Here is a 17876-nt window from a genome sequence, read left to right on the forward strand (position 1 = left end):
GCTTCTTGCCGTCGGGCCCGGTGTAGGACGCCTCGAGATCGATGATGTCGCGCAGCAGGATCTTGGCTTCGTTGAGCTCGTCCCGCCAGATGATGATCGCCTGGAAGGTCAGCGGACTCTCGCACAAGCCCGCGATCATCGCCTCGCGGCCGGCCTCTATGCGCTTGGCGATGGCGATTTCGCCCTCGCGCGACAGGAGCTCGACCGAGCCCATCTCGCGCAGGTACATGCGCACCGGATCGTCGGTGCGCTCGCTCGGCTCGGAACTGCGGGTCGCGACTGCCGTCGAACGGCTCGCCTCGACGATCTCGCTGCCCTCGCTCTCCTCGTCTTCGGCGGGGTCGGCCGACTCCTTCTCGGCCTCTTCCGCGTCCTCGCTGTCGACGACGTTGATGCCCATCTCGCTGAGCATCGCGTTCATGTCTTCGATCTGGTCGGAAGAGATCTCTTCAGACGGCAGGACGGCGTTCAGCTCGTCCTGCGTCACCCAGCCGCGCTTCTTGGCGAGCTTGAGCAGTCGCTTGACGGCGGCGTCGGTCAGATCGAGAAGCGGGCTGTCGGTCGTTTCGACGGCCGCGGTTTCGCCTTCGCCCTTCGCCTCGTCCTTTTTGGCCATCGAAATCTCCGTCGGTCCGCGCCGGGCGCGGAAGTGGTCCTGTTCGGGGCGGCGCGGGCGTCCGCGCGCCGCCTATCTCACGCATCAATTCGCCGCCGGTTCCGGGCGGCGTCCGGAGCCGACGGCGTCGATCAATCTCATCCCCCCGCGAAGCGCGCTCTCGGCCTCACTCCATCGCGTCTCCAGTCAGATCGACGACGAGGGACGCCCTGACAGCTCGCCAAAGCCATCGATCGCCGCTTCGGCGTGCGCGAGATCGGCCATGTGCGCCTTGATGTCCAGCAATCGGGCGAAATTTTGCTCGTTTGGCTCGTCAGCCAGCGACCGCTCCGCGAGTTTCAGCTCCCTATTTAACGCGCCCGTCCGCCGATGCAAGGCCAGGCTCTGCCTGAGAACGTGCTCGGCGTCGGAGGGCGCCGCTTCCGGCCGCAGGCACCACCAGGTCGGCGTCTTGGCGGCCTCGGCCAGGATGCGCTCGCGTTCCGCGTTGAGGCCCGCGATTGTGAGCGCCTGAGCCAGAGCCTCCGGCGAGTCCATCGCCTCCGGCGGCGCGGCGACGAGCGCGTTGCGGAACGCGGCGAGCTTAGGCGCCGCGAATTCGAGCGTCGCGAACTCCTCCCAGTGGGCCTCAAGCAGCGCAGGATGACCGAGGGCGACGGCCACGATGACGATCTCGCGGGCGGGCTCGCGGGCCTGGCGGGCGAGGCGCTCCTGAGGCGGCAGCGGCGCCTGAGCGACGCCGACTCGCGGCCCGCGCTGCGGAAAGGCTCCGCGCCGGTCGACGCCGGAGCGCCGCGGCCCGCCGCGCGCGCCGGCAGGGGGACGGTCTTCGCCGAACAGCGAAAGGAGCCGCCGCTTCATGTCGGCCTGGTAATGGCGGCGCAGCGTCTCGTCGCCGATCGCGGCGACCGCGTCGACGAGCCGGCGCTCGAGCGCCGCGCGGCTCTCCGGCGTGTCGAGGGGCCTCGCCTCGCTCTCGCGCAAGAACAGCATGTCGGCGAACGGCCGCGCGCCCTTCAGCGCCTCGGCCATCGCCGGCGCGCCGCTGGTCCGCAAAAGATCGTCGGGGTCCTGCCCCTCGGGGAGAAGGGCGAAGCGCAGGCTTTTTCCGGCGCCGATCAGCGGCAGAGCCGTCTCGATTGCGCGGAACGCCGCCTTGCGCCCGGCGTTGTCGCCGTCGAAACACAGGATCGGCTCGTCCGCCATCGCCCAAAGGAGGGCGCACTGGTCGGCGGTCAGCGCCGTGCCGAGCGGCGCGACGACGTTGGGAAAGCCCGCCTCGCTCATCGCGATCGCGTCGACATAGCCCTCGACCACCACGATCTCGCCCTTGTCGTGCGCGGATTTTCGCGCCCGATGGTGGTTGAACAGCAGCGAGCCTTTGTGGAAGAGCGGCGTCTCCGGCGAGTTGAGGTACTTCGCCTTGGCGCCCGGCTCCATCGCCCGGCCGCCGAAAGCGATGACCTTGCCGGAGCGGTCGTGGATCGGGAACATCACCCGGTCGCGGAAGCGGTCGTACGGAACGGCGATCCCTTCGCCGTGGATGAGGAGCCCGGCCTCGATCATCTGATCGGCGCCGACGCCCTCTGCGGCCAGCGCGTCGCGCAGGGCGAAGCGGTCGGGCGCGGAATAGCCGAGCGAGAAGCGTTGCTGCACCGCGGGACCGAGCCCGCGGTCGGAGAGATAGCCGCGCGCCCGGGCGCCCACTGGCTCATGGAGACTGGCCTCGAACAGGTGGGCGGCCATCGCCAGGACGTCGAGGAGGCTGGCGCGCTTCTTCTCCTGTTCGACCTCGGCGCCGGTCGGCCGCGGCATTGGCACGCCCGCCATGCCGGCCAGCCGCTCGACGGCGTCCGGGAAGCTCAGGCCGTCCGTCTCCATGACGAACCGAAAAATGTCTCCGTGCCGGCCGGAGGAGAAGTCGTGATAGAAGCCCTTCTGGTCGTTGACGAAAAATGACGGCGTCTTCTCGGCGTTGAACGGCGACAGGCCCGCCCACTCCCGCCCCTGCTTGCGCAGCTTCACGCGTCGCGCCACGACTTCCGAGACCGGAAGCCGGGCCCGGATCTCGTCGAGAAAGGCAGGCGAGAATTTCATGGGGCTCAGATTGGCCGCGCCGTGAGGTTTGGCAAGGACGGGACGCGGTTGTCCCCGGCTTTCACACGGCTCCGCGCCGCGGCCGCGGGTCGGCGAGCACGCTCCGGACATCGGTCTGAGCGAAGTCGTCGCCGATGAACAGCAGGGCGTCCTCGCGCGCCGTGGCGAGAGCATAGGAAAAGCAGTCGCCGAAATTGAGATCCGCCGGATGACCGACAGCACGCCCGAACCGGGCCGCGGCGGCGATGGCCGCCCGCGCGAGGTCCGCCGAGACCGGAACCTCCTCCGCCTGAAGCGCCTCGATGAGCTTCTCGACGGCCGCCAGCGCCGTCTCGATATCCTCGCGAGTCGAGGCGCGGCGCCGCGAGCCGCGAGCTCGCGCCATTGCGAGCGCGGCTTCGAACACGGTCAGCGGCGAAACCGCGAAGGGACCTCGACTGTGCTCGATCGCGCCTGCAACCGCGCCCGCCATCGGCTCTTCGACCAGAATGGCGACTATGGCCGATGCGTCGACGACCATTACTGTCCCCACATGTCGTCGCTGAAGCGCTTTTGGTCGAAGTCCGGGTCGCGGGGGCCGATCTGCCGCGCAATGGCGACCGCGTCGCGCAGATTTTCAGACAAGGACCGCTGCTGCGCCGCCACCTTCAGCGCGCTCTTCAACGCCTGCCGCACCGCTTCCGTCTTCGTGCGCGCGGACGTGAGTTTTCGAAGCCTCTCGGCCATTTCCGCCACGTCGGGGTCTTTGATGTAGAGCGGCATGGTATATCCCTCCTGGGAGGTAAGGATATCCCACAGCGAGGTGGTCGGCAAGGAGGCGTTTCGCGTGATGCTCGTCCTTTGGGGACCAGTGGCCGGGTGATCCGCTCGGAGGTCGCGAGGCAGGACCGGTCGGCTCAGGCAGGCTCAGCGCCCATCAGCTTGCGCGCGGCGGCCGCGCTCATCGGCTGGCCGAACGCCGCTCCCTGCGCGAACTGGCAGTCGATCTGGGCGAGTTCGACCGCGTCCGACTCCGTGTCCGCCCCCTCCGAGATGACGTCCATGCCCATCTCGTGCGCCATGGCGATAACCGAGCGCAGGATCGGCGAGCGCTGCCCGAAGGCGTTCGGTCGAACCAGCGACGCGTCGATTCGCATGGCGTCGAAGCGGTACTGCGGCAGGTGCCCGAGCGAGGTGTAGCCGGCGCCAAAGCGATCGAGCATCAGCGCCGCGCCGACCTCGCGCACCCGCCGCAACAGGACCGCCGCGTATTCCGGATTCTCCATCACCAGGTTCTCGGCGACGGCGATCTTCAGCGAGCCGCGCTGGACGAAATGGCGGCCAAGCGCGGAGCGGACGTCGGTCAGAAGATCGTGCGCCAGCATCTGTCGCGTCGACGCGCCGACGGTGGCGAAGATCGGGGGATTGACCTCGAGCGCCTTCTGCCAGGCGGCGAGTTCGCGAGCGGCGATTTCCAGGGCGAAGGCGCCGATGTCGATCGCGGCGCCGCTGGCCTCGGCCGCCGGGCCGTATTCGCTCTCGTCGAGGACGCCGAGCTTCGGGTGGCGCCAGCGGGTCAGCGCCTGGAAGCCTGCGACGGTCCGGTCCTCGAGACGCACGATCGGCCGGAACAGCACGATGATTTCGCCGCGCTCGAGCGCGTGGCGCATGTCGTTTTCCAGCGTTTGCCGGTCCGAGCGCTGCGACCGCATGACGCGCGTGAACAGCTCGACCCGGTCGCCGCCGGCCTTTTTGGCGTTCGCCAGGGCGAGCTGGGCGTCGGCGATGAGATCGCCGCCCTTGGCGTGGAGCTTCGGATCGAAGACCGCCGCGCCGATCGACACCGTGAGCGCTATTTCCCGTTCGCCGAAACTGATCGGCGCCGAGAGCGCCGTCCGGAGGGCGTCGAGCCGCGCCCCGAAGTCGGCCGGCGGATCGGAGAGAATAACGACGCCGAACTGGTCGCCGACGAGTCGGGCGAGCGTGTCGCCGGGTTTGAGGTCGCGACCAATCCGGCGGGCGATCGCCAGCAGCGTCGAGTCGCCCATCGACAGGCCGTAGGAGTCGTTGATGCGCTTGAAGTCGTCGATGTCGACGACCAGCGCGATCGGCCCCGTCGCCCCCGGCTTCTGCGCCTGGTGGACGGCCGCATCGAGGCGGTCGTAAAACAGCTCGCGGTTGGGCAGGCCGGTCAGGTTGTCGTGGATGGCGTCATGGAGCATGCGCTCCTCGGCCGACTTGAGCTCGGTGACGTCGGCGAGCGATCCAACGACGCGCACGACCTCTCCGTCTGCGCTGACGACCGGCCGCGCCTTCAGCATGTACCAGAAATAATGACCGTCGGCGCCGCGCAGCCGGAGCTCATGGTTGATCCGTCCGGAGCGCTGGTGCAAGAGCCCGTCGAGCGCGAGCGAATAGCGGTCGCGGTCGAGCGGATGCAGCACGTCGAGCCAACCGACGGCCGGCCCTGCGAGGGCGCCTCGCTTGAGGCCGAGCTGGCTCTCGAGCGCATCGCTGCCGCTGATCTCGTCACTGACCACGTTCCAATCGAAGATTGCTTCGCCGGAGCCGGCCATCGCCAGCGAGCGTCGCTCCGCGTCGGCGCCGCCGTCCCCGCTCCCACGGGCGCCGGAGAAGGCGAACTGCATCACAGTGAAGCCGATCAGCATGACGATCAGAACCAGGCCGCCAACAAGCCCCGGCGCGGCAAGGTCGTTGGTGAGATAACCGAGCGCCGCGGCGCCCGCCGCCACGACCCAGACGGCGAGCAGGTACCAGGTTGGGATCAGCATCACCGCCCGGTCCGAGCCGCGCGCCGCAAGACTCAGGATGAGGAGCAGGCCGACGCCCGCGACGGTCGCGATCGAGATGCGCGCGACGCCCGCCGCGATCGGCGCGTTGAACACCGAAAGCGCGACGACCGAGGCCATGACCAGGAGCCATACGAGCGCGAAATGCATATAGCGCACGTGCCAGCGGCGGAGGTTGAGATAGGCGAACAGGAAGACGATCAGGGTCGCGGCGATGGTCGCCTCGACCCCCGCGCGCCAGATCCGCTCCGAGGCGTCCTCGAGGCCGAACATCTTCCGCCAGAAGCCGAAGTCGATGCAGACATAGATGAACACCGCCCACGCCAGCGCCGCGGCGGCAGGGAAGATCATCGCGCCGCGCACGACGAACACGATCGTGAGGAACAGCGCAAGGAGGCCAGCGATGCCGATGAGGATGCCTTCGTAGAGGGTGAGGCTGGTCGACTTGTCCTTGAACGCGTCCGGCTCCCACAGATAGATCTGCGGCAGCGAGGGGGTGCGCAGCTCGGCGACATAGGTCACTGTCGTTCCCGGATCGAGGGTCAGGCGGAACACGTCCGCCTGGGCGTTATCCTCCCGCTCGGGCGCCTGACCCTGGCTCGCGGTGATCGTGGTGATGCGGGAGGAGCCAAGATCTGGCCAGACGACCCCCGATCCGACCAGGCGGAAGTGGGGCGCGACGATGAGACGGCTCAGTTGCTCGTCGGAATCGTTGGTCAGCGCGAACACGATCCAGGCCGGCTGGGCGCCCGCCTCGAGCGCGCTGACCTCGATGCGCCGGACGATGCCGTCGGCGCCCGGCGCCGTCGACACCTGAATTCGGTCGCCCTGCGCGCCGTAATGCTCCACGGCGCGGGTGAGGTCGATGGCGTCGGAATCGGCCGACACCCGCACCGACTGGACCGCCAGCGCGGGCCGGCAGGCCGAAAGGACGAGCGCCAGCATGACGAGGAAGCGCAGCGCTGCGACGATGAGCCGCGCGCGCCCGGCGTCCGGTTGGGGGTGACGGAGGTTCGACATGACGGCGCGCAATTCGAAATCGGACAAATCAGGCCGCCGTTGCTCTTGTCCGCGCGTCGCTCTCGATGAGCGCGAACAGAACGTGATCGCGCCACGCGCCATCGATCTTGAGATAGCCGCGAGCGTAGCCCTCGCGGTGAAAGCCGTTGCTCTGCAAGAGCGCGATCGACGGCGCGTTGTCGGGGATGCAGGCCGCCTCGACCCGATGGAGCCGCAGCTTGCCGAAGGCGAATTCGACAGTCGCCGAGACGGCACGGGTCATACGTCCCTTGCCGGCGTGGGCTGCGCCCATCCAGTAGCCGAGCGTCCCGGTCTGGGAGACGCCGCGACGCACTCCCCCCAGCGTCACGCCGCCGAGCAGCTGGTCGGAGGTCTGGTCGAATATCAGAAGGGGATAGGCCTCGTCGCGCGCGATGTCCTCTTCCTGGCGCTTGAGGCGGCGTCGGAACGCCGCCTGCGTCAGGTCGTCGTCGGGCCAGGTCGGCTCCCACGGTTCGAGGAAGGGGCGGCTCGCCGCCCTGAGTTGCGACCAAGCGGAAAAGTCTGCGGGAGTCGCCGGGCGCAGGTAGAGCCCGTCGCCGCGCAGCAACGGTTCGGGATTGGCGGTTCGTGTCAGGCCGAAAAGCGCCATCAGACTCCCCTCAGCGCCTCGGCGACTTTGGCTCGGCCGTGAACCCTGGCGACGGCGCCGCCGATCGTGGCGACCGTGGGCGCTGATCTAAGCATGGCCGCGCCGGTCTTGCGAACGTCTTCGGTGGAGATCGCCTCCACGCGCGCGATCATCTCGTCGAGCGACAGAGGACGGCCGTAGATCTGCATCTGCCGGCCGAGTTGCTGGGCCCGCGCGCCCGGCGATTCGAGCGCGGCCAGGATCGAAACCTTCATCTGCGCCTTGGCGCGCCGGATCTCGTTGTCGCCAAGCTTGTGCGCAGCCTCGGCCAGGCAGTCGAGGGAGGCTGCGACCACCTCGGCCGCGTCGCGGTCGGCGGAGCCGGCGTAGAAGCCGAAGAGCCCGGTGTCCGAGTAATCCCAATGGAACGAGTAAATCGAGTACGCGAGACCGCGCTTCTCGCGCACCTCCTGGAACAGGCGCGACGACATCCCGCCGCCGGTCGCAGCCGCAAAAACATGCGCGGCATCGTGTTCCGGCGCGCCGATCGGCCGGCCCTCGAAGGCGACGACAACGTGAGTCTGCTCGAGTTTTCGGCGCAGGCGAGCTTCTCCGCCGCGATAATCGGCGGGCTGAAGTCCCGCGGCCTCAGCGCTGGGCAGTCCGGCGAGCCGCTCGGCCGACAGCGCGACGATCTCGTCGTGTTCGACCGCGCCGGCCGCGGCGACCACGATCGATGACGCGCCGTAGTGCCGGCGCAGGTAGCGGTCGACCGCCTCGCGGTCGAAGGCGCCGACCCCCTCTCGCGTGCCGAGAATCGGGCGTCCGATCGCCTGGTCCGGCCAGGCGCAGGCGGTCAGCAAATCAAAAACGTAATCGTCGGGCGTGTCCTCGACCGCGCCGATTTCCTGGACGATGACGTTCTTCTCGCGCTCGAGCTCGGCCGAATCGAACAGGCTTTCGGTGAGTATGTCGCCGATCACGTCGAGCGCGAGGCCGACGTCGGTCCCGATCACCCGGGCGAAATAGCCCGTCCGCTCCACCCCGGTCTCCGCGTTGAGGTCGCCGCCGACGTCCTCGATCGCCTCGGCGATGTCGCGCGCGCTCCGCCGCCGGGTGCCTTTGAAGGCCATGTGCTCCAGGAGATGCGACAGGCCGTGTTCGGCGACGCTCTCGTGGCGCGAGCCCGCGGCGACGAAAACGCCGACGGCGGCCGTGCGCACGTGGGCGCTCTCGTCCGTGACGACGGCGAGGCCCGAAGGCAGCGTCGTGGTCCGCACGCTCACGCCGGCGCTCTCGCGGTTTGACGGAGGTAGTCCGCCACCGCCGCCTTGTCGTTGGCGAGCGCGATGATCGTCTCGCGCCGCTCCATGAGGTCGGCGAGATGGGCGGGCAGCGCGGGGCGGACCCCGGTCGCCGCTTCGACCGCGTCCGGGAACTTGGCCGGGTGCGCGGTGCCCAGCGCCACCATCGGCGTCGCCGGGGAGGCCGCGAGCGCGCGACGGGCTGCGCCGACGCCGACGGCGCTATGCGGATCGATGACCAGTTCGCAGTCGCGCCAGACCCGCGTCATTTCGGCGGCGCAGGCCGCCTCGTCGACGCGCTCGGCGGCGAAATCGGCCTTAATTCGCTCGAGAATCGCGGGGGGGACCGCGAACCAGCCGTCAGAAGCGAAATCGGCCATCTGCCTCAGCACGGTTTCCGGATCCTGGCCGGACGCCTCGAACATGAGCCGCTCGAAGTTCGACGACACCTGAATGTCCATCGACGGCGACTGCGTCGCCCTCACGCCGCGCGGCTCGTAGCGCCCGGTTTCCAGCGTCCGCGCCAGAATGTCGTTCTCATTGGTCGCGATGATCAGCCGCTCGACCGGCAGGCCCATGCGCTTGGCGTAATAGCCCGCCAGGATGTCGCCGAAGTTGCCGGTTGGAACGGCGAACGAGACGGCCCGCTCGGGGGCGCCGAGAGCCACGGCGGCGACGAAATAATAGACGATCTGGGCCAGAATGCGCGCCCAGTTGATCGAGTTGACGCCCGAGAGGCTCATCTCGTCGCGGAAGCGGAGGTCGCCGAACAGCTCTTTGACCAGGCGCTGGCAGTCGTCGAACGTGCCGTCGATCGCCAGGGCATGGACGTTGGCCTTCCCGACCGAAGTCATCTGGCGCCGCTGGACGTCGGAAACGCGTCCCTGCGGATAAAGAATGTAGACGTCGGTCTGCGTCAGTCCGCCGAACGCTTCGATCGCGGCCGCTCCGGTGTCGCCCGATGTCGCGCCGAGGATGGTCGCCCGCTCGCCGCGTTCGGTGAGGACGCGGTTCATCGCGCGCCCCAGCCACTGCATGGCGAAGTCCTTGATCGCCAGGGTCGGACCGTGGAACAGTTCGAGCGCGAACAGATCGGGCCCGATCTGGACGATCGGGGCCGTCGCCGCATGACGGAAACCCGCATACGCGTCTGCGGTCATCTCCTCGAGCCCGTCCGAGCCGAACTCCCCATCGATGAACTCGGACATCACCCGCACGGCCGCTTTTGCGTAAGGAAGGCCTCTCAGAGCCCGGATGTCTTCCGGCCGCCATTCGGGCAACGTCAGCGGGGCGTAGAGTCCGCCGTCGCGGGCGAGGCCGGTCAGGAGCGCGTCCGCGAAGCCGAGGGTCGGCGCCGTCCCGCGCGTCGAAACATAGTGCACGAACTGGAAATCCTTAGCCGATTTGCCCGTCGTCTATCGCAAAAGCCGCGAAAGGAAAACGGCGTCGTGATGCGCTGACGAATGGGGCCAAACCAAGACGCGGTCCGACGATTCGCGTAGACTGCCCGGGATAGGCGCGGACGGCCTTGAAACGTCCGGCCAAAAATCTCTAACCTAAGCCGCAAGTAGACGCTGCGGGTGCGGCCGCAGCGCGATCGGGGTGTCACGGCATGGCTAAGACGTTTGCAACGCTGCTTGGGAAGCTGGTGCTGACCGGCAACCTGGAAGTCGAGACGGCGGACGGCGTCAGGCACACATTCGGCGACGGCACGGGGCCGAAGCTCGGGGCGCGCCTAACTGACCGGGCGGCGGAGCGAGAACTGCTGATCGATCCTTCCTTCTATCTCGGCGAGCTCTACATGGAAGGGCGCTTCGTCGTCACCGAAGGCTCGCTGTATGACATTCTCGAACTCGGCGCCAAGAACCTCGCGAAGCTCGAAGTGCTTCCCTGGGTCAAGGCGATCGAAAGGGCCCGCGTGCTTTTCCGCAGCTTCCATCAGCGCAACGACCGCAAGCGGGCAAAGCAGAACATCGCCCGGCACTACGACCATGACATCCGGATTTACGAGCTCTTTCTCGACTCCGACCGGCAGTACTCCTGCGCCTATTTCGAGCATCCCGGCCAATCGCTCGACGACGCCCAGAGGGCGAAGAAGCGCCATATCGCGGCCAAACTCCTGATCGACGAAGGCGATTCGGTGCTCGACATCGGCTGTGGCTTCGGCGGCATGGCGCTCTATCTGGCTGGCGTCGCCGGCGCGGGGAAGGCGACCGGCGTCACCTTGTCCGAGGAGCAGATCGCGGCGGCGAAGGCGCGCGCCGAGCGGTCAGGCTTCGCCGAGCGGCTCGATTTCCGCCTGCAGGACTACCGCGACGTCGAGGAGACCTTCGGCCGCATCGTCTCGGTCGGCATGTTCGAGCATGTCGGCGTCGCCGGATACGACGAGTATTTCCGGAACGTCCGCCGGCTGCTCAAGGACGACGGGGTGATGCTGCTCCACTCGATCGGGCGCAATTCCGTGCCCGGGGCGACCAACGCCTGGATCCGCAAGTATATTTTCCCCGGCGGCTACATCCCGAGCCTGTCGGAGGTGCTTCCAGCGATCGAGCGCGCCGGGCTCTACGTCACGGACATCGAGATCCTTCGCCTGCACTACGCCGAGACGCTGCGCGCCTGGCGGGAACGGTTCGTGGCAAACTGGGACGAAGCGGTGAAGATCGCCGGCGAACGGTTTTGCCGGATGTGGGAGTTCTATCTGGCCGGATCGGAAACGTCTTTCCGCGTCGACGGACACATGGTCTTCCAGATCCAGCTCGCAAGGCGCCAGAGCGCGGTTCCAATTACCCGCAATTATATCACCGAGCGCGAGGATGCGCTCCGCCGCCGAGAGACGGCTGAGCCCGCGCTGCGCGAGGCCGCTGAGTAGGCCGTGCGGGCCCGCGGTCAGGCCGCCCGCGCGAAGCGGACCGCCAGTCCCGTGACGGTGACGCGCTGCAGGGCGACGCCTTCGATGTCAACGCCTTTGACGCCGTCCACCTCGAACCGGACGTCGATCACAGCGTCGGCGTCGTATTCGGCCGCTTCACGGATGAGCGTTCCGATCGCCGCCCGGCGCTCTTCCTCGGTTCCCGGCTCGGCGGCGGCACGCCAGCGCGTGGTCGCTTTGACGCGCCCGATCGGGATCAGGTCGGGGCCGTCGTCCAGACCGGCGGAAAAACTGACTTTCATGGAGGGTGTCCATTTTCGGCTCGACGCGCATTTGGATAGCGCGGCGACCTTACCGGTAGGTTAAGCACAACATACTTAGGAATTCTCTTGCGGCGCTGAAACGGCCGGGTTCGAGAAAACGGAAACGGAAGCGGCGCCGGGCGGGCGCCGCTTCGCTTTTTGAAGATGCTTCAGGCGCCTCAGTCGGCGGCGTTGTTCGCCGTCTCCGCCGCCTGCGCCTTTTCGAGGTCGGCGCCGGTCTGCTGGTCGACGATGCGCATCGACAGCTTCACCTTGCCGCGGTCGTCGTAGCCGAGGACCTTGACCTTGACCTTGTCGCCTTCCTTGACGACGTCGGTCGTCTTGGCGACCCGGCCCTTGGCGAGCTGGGAGATGTGGACGAGACCATCCTTGGAGCCGAAGAAATTGACGAAGGCGCCGAACTCGACGGTCTTGACCACCGTGCCATCGTAGATCTGGCCGACTTCCGGCTCCGAAGCGATCGACTTTATCCAGTTGATCGCCGCCCTGATCTTGGCGCCGTCGCTGGAAGCGATCTTCACCGTGCCGTCATCCTCGATGTTGATCTTGGCACCGGTCTTCTCGACGATCTCGCGGATCACCTTGCCGCCCGTGCCGATGACCTCGCGGATCTTGTCGGTCGGGATCTTCATCGTCTCAATGCGCGGAGCGAACTCGCCGAGCTCCGCGCGGGCGCCGGTGATCGCCTTGCTCATCTCGCCGAGAATGTGCAACCGGCCGTCACACGCCTGGGCGAGCGCGACCCGCATGATCTCCTCGGTGATGCCGGCGATCTTGATGTCCATCTGCAGCGAGGTGACGCCCTCGCTGGTGCCGGCCACCTTGAAGTCCATGTCGCCGAGGTGGTCCTCGTCGCCGAGGATGTCGGAGAGGACCGCGAAGCGCGACTCTTCGAGGATGAGGCCCATCGCGATGCCGGCGGTCGGGCGCTTCAGCGGAACCCCGGCGTCCATCAGCGCCAGCGACGAGCCGCAAACCGTGGCCATGGAGGACGAGCCGTTCGACTCGGTGATCTCGGAGACGACGCGGATCGTGTAGGGGAACTCGGCCGCAGTCGGCAGCATCGGGTGAATCGCGCGCCACGCAAGCTTGCCGTGGCCGATCTCGCGCCGGCCGGGCGTGCCCATCCGGCCGGTCTCGCCGACCGAATAAGGCGGGACGTTGTAGTGGAGCAGGAAACGCTCCTTGTAGGTGCCGTCGAGCGAGTCGACGTACTGTTCGTCCTCGCCCGTGCCGAGCGTCGCGACCACGAGGGCCTGCGTCTCGCCGCGGGTGAAGAGCGCCGAGCCGTGGGTGCGGGGCAGCACCCCGACCTGCGCCAGGATCGGCCTGACGGTCGTGAGATCCCGCCCGTCGATGCGACGGCCGTGGTCGAGGATGTTCCAGCGCACGACCTTGGCCTGGGCGTTGTGGAACGCCTCGGCAACCTCTGAGGCCGGGAATTTGGCCTCGCCGTCAGCCGGCGCCAGCGCGGCCATCACCTTCGCTCTGGCCGCCTCGACAGCGGCGTAGCGCTCCTGCTTCTGGGTGATCGCGTACGCCGCGCGGAGCTCGACCTCGCCAACCTCGAGCACGGCCTTCTCGACCTCGGCGCGGTCGCTTGGGGGGAGCTCGCGGGGCTCCTTGGCCGCCTTCTCGGCGAGCCGGATGATCGCGTCGATGACCGGCTGGAAGCCGGCGTGGCCGGCCATCACGGCCTTCAGCATGGTCTCTTCGCTGAGCTCCTGGGCCTCCGACTCGACCATTAGAACCGCGTCGGCGGTGCCGGCGACGACGAGGTCGAGCGTCGAGTCCTTCATCTCCTCGACCGTCGGGTTGACCTTGACCTCGCCCCTGATCACGCCGACGCGGGCCGCGCCGACCGGGCCCATGAACGGCACGCCAGACAACGTGAGCGCCGCCGAGGAGGCGACCAGGGCCAGAATGTCGGAATCCGACTCGAGGTCATAGGACAACACTGTCGCGATGATCTGGGTATCGCAGCGGAACTCGTCGGGGAACAGCGGGCGGATCGGGCGGTCGATCAGGCGCGACGTCAGCGTCTCGCGGTCGGACGGCCGGCCTTCGCGCTTGAGGTAGCCGCCGGGAATGCGGCCGGCCGCGAAGGTCTTCTCCTGATAGTGGACGGTAAGGGGGAAGAAATCCTGGCCAGGCTTGGCCGATTTCTCCGCAACGACGGTGGCGAGCACGGTGGTCTCGCCCCAGGTCGCGAGCACGGCGCCGTCGGCCTGACGGGCGATGCGTCCGGTTTCCAGTACGAGCTTGCGCCCGCACCAGTCGAGTTCTTCGCGTTGAATGTCAAACATCTTTCTTCATCCTAAGGTGGGATGCGAAAGCCTGCGGTCCATGCCGCCCGCTTCTTCGGGCTCGTCATCGGCAAGACGGCGGGGGGCTGGGCGAAACTCAAGCTCCAGCTCCCGGCGATCCTGCCATGACGCGCGGCTCTCGCATGTCAAAATGCGGACGCCGGCCCCTGCCGCCGCCCGCGTGGGGTCAAGGGGACGCCTCGTGCGAGGCGACCCCGGCGGTTCGAGCGTAGCGGCGAATGCCGAGGCGCTCGATCCGGGCCCTGTAGCGCGCTTCGTCCTGCTTCTTGACGTAGTCGAGTAGCGTGCGGCGCTGCGAAACCATCTTTAGCAGGCCGCGTCGCGAGTGGTTGTCCTTGACGTGGGTCTTGAAGTGGCCGGTCAGGTTGGCGATCCGCTCGGTGAGGATCGCGATCTGGACCTCCGGCGAACCGGTGTCGCCGACCTTGCGGGCATATTGGTTGATGAGCGCGGTCTTGCGCTCGGTGGTGATCGACATCGAACTTTTCCTTGATTTTGCGGCGGCCTCAGGCTCGCCCCTGTCGAAAAAAACGGCTGAGCCGGGATGTCGTCCAGGTCGGTCGCGACGGAAAAACCGCCGGCCATCGGGGCGGCGGATCGCGCGCTTATACAGATTTCGCGCCGGGGCGCCAGCGTTTTCTGATGGCCGGGCGCGTGACCCGGAATGGCCCGTACGCCCTAACTCGTCAGGGGATTGCCTCGATCCTCGCGGCGGATGACGTCCTGGAGCGCGAGCGTTCGCGGGGCCGCCTCCTGTTGCTGGCCCGGCCCGAAAGGGCTACGAAGCCGCCAACCTTCCGTTTCCTCCGCTTCCGGCCCATGCCCGCTTCCCCAGAAGATCTTCTCGCCTATCTCGCAGACCTCGGCATTTCGACCGCGACGGTCGAGCATCCGCCGCTGTTCACCGTCGAGGAATCGCAGACGCTACGCGGTGAAATCCCCGGCGGGCATACGAAGAACCTGTTCGTCAAGGACAAGAAGAGCCGGCTGTTCCTGGTGGTGCTCGGCGAGGAGACGGAGGTCGACCTGAAGCGCGTGCACGAGCGGATCGGCGGGCAGGGGCGGGTGTCTTTCGGCTCGGCGGAGCTTCTGGAGGAGGTCTGGGGCGTCCGGCCTGGCGCGGTGACGCCGTTCGGCGCGATCAACGACGCGGACGGGCGGGTCAGCGTCGTCCTCGACGAAGCGATGATGGCGCATGAGCGCCTCAATTTCCATCCGCTGGTCAACACCCGCACGACGGGCCTCGCCAGCGGCGATCTCGTCAGGTTTTTGCGCGCGACGAGGCACGAGCCGGTGATCGTCGCACTTGGACGGGACGCGGAAACAGTTGAATAAGCGGCTGCGCGCCTCCATCTAGGGCCGCGAAACGGGACATTTGGCGGGGCTCGCGCCCCACCAGGCGGGAGATCAGGAAAGATGGCGAACGGAAACGGGGCGACGGCGACCGCGACGCCGGTCAAGGAGGTGACGACGGCATCGTTTCGCGCCGATGTGCTCACCGCCTCGCAGCAGAAGCCGGTGCTGGTCGATTTCTGGGCGCCTTGGTGCGGCCCGTGCAAGCAACTCGCCCCGGCGCTGGAAAGGGCGGTGCGCGACTCGGGCGGCAAGGTCGCCCTCGTCAAGATGAACATCGACGATCACCCTCAGATCCCCGGTCAGCTCGGCATCCAGTCGATTCCCGCCGTCATCGCCTTCGACCGGGGCCAGCCGGTCGACGGCTTCGTGGGCGCGCTGCCGGAGAGTCAGATCCGCGGCTTCATCGAGCGCCTGGTCGGGCCGCTGAAGGGCGGCGCGGCGGAGCTGATCGCCGAAGCCGAGGAGTCCGCGGCCACGGGCGATGCGGCCGGCGCGGCGTCGATCTACGCCGAAATCCTGGCCGATAACCCGGAGGACGTGAAGGCGATCGGCGGCCTCGCCAAGCTCCATGTCGCGGCCGGCAATGTCGACGAGGCGAAGGCCCTGCTTGCGACCGCCCCGCCGCCTGCGCCGGGCAAGGAGCCTGATCCGGCGATCGCCGCTGCTTTGGCCGCGGTGAATCTCGCCGAGCAGGCCTCCAGCGTCGGCGAACTCGCGCCGCTCGAAGCGGCCGTGACGGCGGACCCCAATAACCATCAGGCGCGGTACGACCTGGCCGTGGCTCTTTCCGCCAAAGGCGACCGGGAGGCCGCGGCCGATCAGCTGCTCGAGATCATTCGTCGCGACCGCAAGTGGAACGACGAGGCGGCGCGCAAGCAGCTTTTGCAGCTGTTCGAGGCCTGGGGCCTGATGGACCCGGCGTCAATCGCCGCCCGCCGCAAGCTTTCCGCGATCTGGTTCTAGAAAGGAAAGACTCGCGGACGGCTTGAGCGGGCCGTCGCGAGTTGATGGAATGACAGCGATGAAGCTCAATCGGACGTATGCCGGGCCGGCGGACATGCCGGCCACCATTCCGCTCTTTCCGCTGGAAAGCGCCCTATTGCTGCCTCGCCGACCGCTCCAGCTGACGGTGTTCGAGCCGCGCTATCTCGCCATGCTCGATGACGCGCTGAGCGGCGAGCGGCTGATCGGCATCATCCAGCCGACTGCGCCCGAGATGACGGCGGGGCCGCCGCCGGAGCTCTATCCGGTCGGATGCGCCGGCCGGATCGTGCAATACACCGAAGTCGGCGACGGCCGCTGCTTTGTGACCTTGATGGGCGTGGCGCGGTTCCGCGTCGCCGAAGAAATGCACTACGCGACGCCGTATCGCATCGCCATGACCGATTACGCGCCCTTCTCGGAAGATTTCACCGAGGGCGCGGGCGAGGCGGCGGTCGACCGCGAGTCGCTCTTGTCGACTCTCAGGCGTTTCGCCGAGGTCAACGAGGTCAAGGTGGTCTGGAGCGACATCAAGAAGGCGTCCAACGAGGCGCTGGTCAACGGCCTGTCGATGATGAGCCCCTGCGGCCCGCGGGAGAAGCAGGCGTTGCTTGAGTCGGTCGACCTGAAGTCCCGCGCCGAAATGCTGGTGGCGATCACCACCATCGGGCTCGCCCGCGGCGACGACGCGGGGACGCAGCTGCATTAGATCAAATTCCGCCGGAGGGCGCGGCGTGAGAGAGGGCGCGGGGTCCCTCCGCCGGGACGCGCCGTGTGGCCAATGCTACTCCGCCGCCGCGGCGGTTACCGCCGCTTGCCCGCCGAGCGACCGCTCTGCCGGCAGCCCTGCAAAGCGGCGCAGCGCGCGGGCCATCTGGGCGCGGCCGGCGGCGCCGGTGATGATCATGTCGACCATCGAATACGTCATGTGGAACTGTCCGCGCCTTCAATTGCTCAACCGGAACGCCAGCGGCGGCCATCGCGTCCGCATAAGCGACGCCCTCGTCGCGCAGGGGATCGAACTCGCAGGTCACGACGAAGGCCTGCGGCAGGCCCGCGAAGTTTCCGCGCAGCGGCGAGACGCGCGGGTCGGTCCGGTCGGCTGGCGAGCAGTAGAGGTCCCAGAACCAGTTCATCAGCGCGCGGGTCAGGAAGTAGCCCTCAGCGTTTTCGCTGTAGGACGGGCGGGTGAAGTCGCAATCGATCACGGGGCAGACGAGCAGCTGGCCGCCGATCTCCGGACCGCCGCGATCGCGCGCGAGCTGGCACGTGACGGCCGCGACGTTGCCGCCGGCGCTCCAGCCAGCGACCAGGATCGGGCCCCCCGTCCGCCAAGCGACGCGGCGTTGGTCGCGACCCAGCGCGCCGCGGCCAGACCGTCCTCGGCGGCGGTCGGAAAGCGGTGCTCCGGCGCATGCCGGCAGTCGACGCTGATGATGATCATGTCCGAGCGCCGGCAAAGGTCGCGACAGAACGGATCGTCGGAGCCTTCGTCGCCCAGCACCCAGCCGCCGCCGTGATAGTAGACGACCACGGGATGCGGTCCTTCACTCTCCGGCCGGTAGAGGCGATAGCGGAGCGGGC

At 67.9% G+C, this 17876-nt stretch carries 15 protein-coding genes and 1 pseudogene; 4 read left to right on the forward strand and 12 right to left on the reverse strand.

What is annotated here, in order from left to right; all coding sequences use genetic code 11:
* The 8 genes from ACLP25_RS31290 to thrC all read right to left on the reverse strand — a co-directional run.
* On the reverse strand, positions 1-616 hold a 616-nt coding region (locus ACLP25_RS31290; protein WP_442472981.1), incomplete at its 3' end, for an RNA polymerase sigma factor region1.1 domain-containing protein.
* 186 nt (positions 617-802) lie between these two features.
* Complete coding sequence (gene dnaG / locus ACLP25_RS31295) at positions 803-2713, reverse strand: DNA primase (RefSeq protein ID WP_442472982.1); 1911 nt, start codon at positions 2711-2713, stop codon at positions 803-805.
* Between the two features lie 61 nt (positions 2714-2774).
* Complete coding sequence (locus tag ACLP25_RS31300) at positions 2775-3233, reverse strand: PIN domain-containing protein (protein ID WP_442472983.1); 459 nt, start codon at positions 3231-3233, stop codon at positions 2775-2777.
* The gene (locus ACLP25_RS31305) at positions 3233-3526 is read right to left on the reverse strand and encodes a type II toxin-antitoxin system VapB family antitoxin (RefSeq protein ID WP_442472984.1); all 294 of its coding nucleotides are present in this window, start codon (positions 3524-3526) and stop codon (positions 3233-3235) included. Before ACLP25_RS31305 ends, ACLP25_RS31300 begins: the two co-directional genes overlap by 1 nt.
* A gap of 83 nt (positions 3527-3609) precedes the next feature.
* Positions 3610-6447 (reverse strand): EAL domain-containing protein, encoded by a 2838-nt coding sequence (locus tag ACLP25_RS31310; RefSeq protein WP_442472995.1) that lies wholly within the window; start codon positions 6445-6447, stop codon positions 3610-3612.
* Positions 6448-6550: 103 nt separating this feature from the next.
* Positions 6551-7153 carry a GNAT family N-acetyltransferase gene (locus tag ACLP25_RS31315; RefSeq protein WP_442472985.1) on the reverse strand — a complete coding sequence of 201 codons (603 nt, stop codon included), beginning with the start codon at positions 7151-7153 and terminating at the stop codon, positions 6551-6553.
* A complete protein-coding gene (locus ACLP25_RS31320; protein ID WP_442472986.1) occupies positions 7153-8418 on the reverse strand; it encodes a M16 family metallopeptidase in 1266 nt (421 codons plus the stop codon). Before ACLP25_RS31320 ends, ACLP25_RS31315 begins: the two co-directional genes overlap by 1 nt.
* The gene (thrC, locus tag ACLP25_RS31325; protein ID WP_442472987.1) at positions 8415-9818 is read right to left on the reverse strand and encodes a threonine synthase; all 1404 of its coding nucleotides are present in this window, start codon (positions 9816-9818) and stop codon (positions 8415-8417) included. The genes ACLP25_RS31320 and thrC overlap by 4 nt, the downstream gene beginning before the upstream one ends.
* 230 nt (positions 9819-10048) lie before the next feature.
* On the opposite strand from thrC, the gene ACLP25_RS31330 reads away from it, so the two are divergent.
* Positions 10049-11305 (forward strand): class I SAM-dependent methyltransferase, encoded by a 1257-nt coding sequence (locus ACLP25_RS31330; RefSeq protein WP_442472988.1) that lies wholly within the window; start codon positions 10049-10051, stop codon positions 11303-11305.
* Positions 11306-11322: 17 nt separating this feature from the next.
* On the opposite strand, the gene ACLP25_RS31335 is transcribed toward ACLP25_RS31330, so the two are convergent.
* The 3 genes from ACLP25_RS31335 to rpsO all read right to left on the reverse strand — a co-directional run bounded on the left by ACLP25_RS31335 (position 11323) and on the right by rpsO (position 14433).
* Positions 11323-11607 carry a heavy metal-binding domain-containing protein gene (locus ACLP25_RS31335; protein ID WP_442472989.1) on the reverse strand — a complete coding sequence of 95 codons (285 nt, stop codon included), beginning with the start codon at positions 11605-11607 and terminating at the stop codon, positions 11323-11325.
* Positions 11608-11786: 179 nt separating this feature from the next.
* A complete protein-coding gene (gene pnp / locus ACLP25_RS31340; protein ID WP_442472990.1) occupies positions 11787-13934 on the reverse strand; it encodes a polyribonucleotide nucleotidyltransferase in 2148 nt (715 codons plus the stop codon).
* Positions 13935-14121: 187 nt separating this feature from the next.
* Positions 14122-14433, reverse strand: coding sequence for a 30S ribosomal protein S15 (rpsO, locus tag ACLP25_RS31345; protein WP_442472991.1), 312 nt, complete (start codon positions 14431-14433; stop codon positions 14122-14124).
* A 341-nt stretch (positions 14434-14774) separates the two neighbouring features.
* Here rpsO and ACLP25_RS31350 point away from each other — a divergent pair, with 341 nt between their 5' ends.
* From ACLP25_RS31350 to ACLP25_RS31360, 3 genes are all read left to right on the forward strand, one after another.
* Positions 14775-15290, forward strand: coding sequence for a prolyl-tRNA synthetase associated domain-containing protein (locus ACLP25_RS31350; RefSeq protein WP_442472992.1), 516 nt, complete (start codon positions 14775-14777; stop codon positions 15288-15290).
* A gap of 81 nt (positions 15291-15371) precedes the next feature.
* Positions 15372-16274 carry a thioredoxin gene (gene trxA, locus ACLP25_RS31355; protein WP_442472993.1) on the forward strand — a complete coding sequence of 301 codons (903 nt, stop codon included), beginning with the start codon at positions 15372-15374 and terminating at the stop codon, positions 16272-16274.
* A 58-nt stretch (positions 16275-16332) separates the two neighbouring features.
* Complete coding sequence (locus ACLP25_RS31360) at positions 16333-17001, forward strand: LON peptidase substrate-binding domain-containing protein (protein ID WP_442472994.1); 669 nt, start codon at positions 16333-16335, stop codon at positions 16999-17001.
* A 75-nt stretch (positions 17002-17076) separates the two neighbouring features.
* Here ACLP25_RS31360 and ACLP25_RS31365 read toward each other — a convergent pair.
* A pseudogene (locus ACLP25_RS31365) lies at positions 17077-17876 on the reverse strand (alpha/beta hydrolase); the annotation flags it as partial.

The organism is Roseiarcus sp. (assembly GCF_052145395.1).
Lineage (GTDB): Bacteria > Pseudomonadota > Alphaproteobacteria > Rhizobiales > Beijerinckiaceae > Roseiarcus.

What these genes read in the sequence shown, in the direction of transcription:
- dnaG (WP_442472982.1), bottom strand. Translation starts at nt 2,713, where the DNA reads ATGAAATTCTCGCCTGCCTTTCTCGACGAGATCCGGGCCCGGCTTCCG.
- ACLP25_RS31300 (WP_442472983.1), bottom strand. Translation starts at nt 3,233, where the DNA reads ATGGTCGTCGACGCATCGGCCATAGTCGCCATTCTGGTCGAAGAGCCG.
- ACLP25_RS31310 (WP_442472995.1), bottom strand. Translation starts at nt 6,447, where the DNA reads ATGCTGGCGCTCGTCCTTTCGGCCTGCCGGCCCGCGCTGGCGGTCCAG.
- ACLP25_RS31315 (WP_442472985.1), bottom strand. Translation starts at nt 7,153, where the DNA reads ATGGCGCTTTTCGGCCTGACACGAACCGCCAATCCCGAACCGTTGCTG.
- ACLP25_RS31330 (WP_442472988.1), top strand. Translation starts at nt 10,049, where the DNA reads ATGGCTAAGACGTTTGCAACGCTGCTTGGGAAGCTGGTGCTGACCGGC.
- ACLP25_RS31335 (WP_442472989.1), bottom strand. Translation starts at nt 11,607, where the DNA reads ATGAAAGTCAGTTTTTCCGCCGGTCTGGACGACGGCCCCGACCTGATC.
- pnp (WP_442472990.1), bottom strand. Translation starts at nt 13,934, where the DNA reads ATGTTTGACATTCAACGCGAAGAACTCGACTGGTGCGGGCGCAAGCTC.
- rpsO (WP_442472991.1), bottom strand. Translation starts at nt 14,433, where the DNA reads ATGTCGATCACCACCGAGCGCAAGACCGCGCTCATCAACCAATATGCC.
- ACLP25_RS31350 (WP_442472992.1), top strand. Translation starts at nt 14,775, where the DNA reads ATGCCCGCTTCCCCAGAAGATCTTCTCGCCTATCTCGCAGACCTCGGC.
- trxA (WP_442472993.1), top strand. Translation starts at nt 15,372, where the DNA reads ATGGCGAACGGAAACGGGGCGACGGCGACCGCGACGCCGGTCAAGGAG.
- ACLP25_RS31360 (WP_442472994.1), top strand. Translation starts at nt 16,333, where the DNA reads ATGAAGCTCAATCGGACGTATGCCGGGCCGGCGGACATGCCGGCCACC.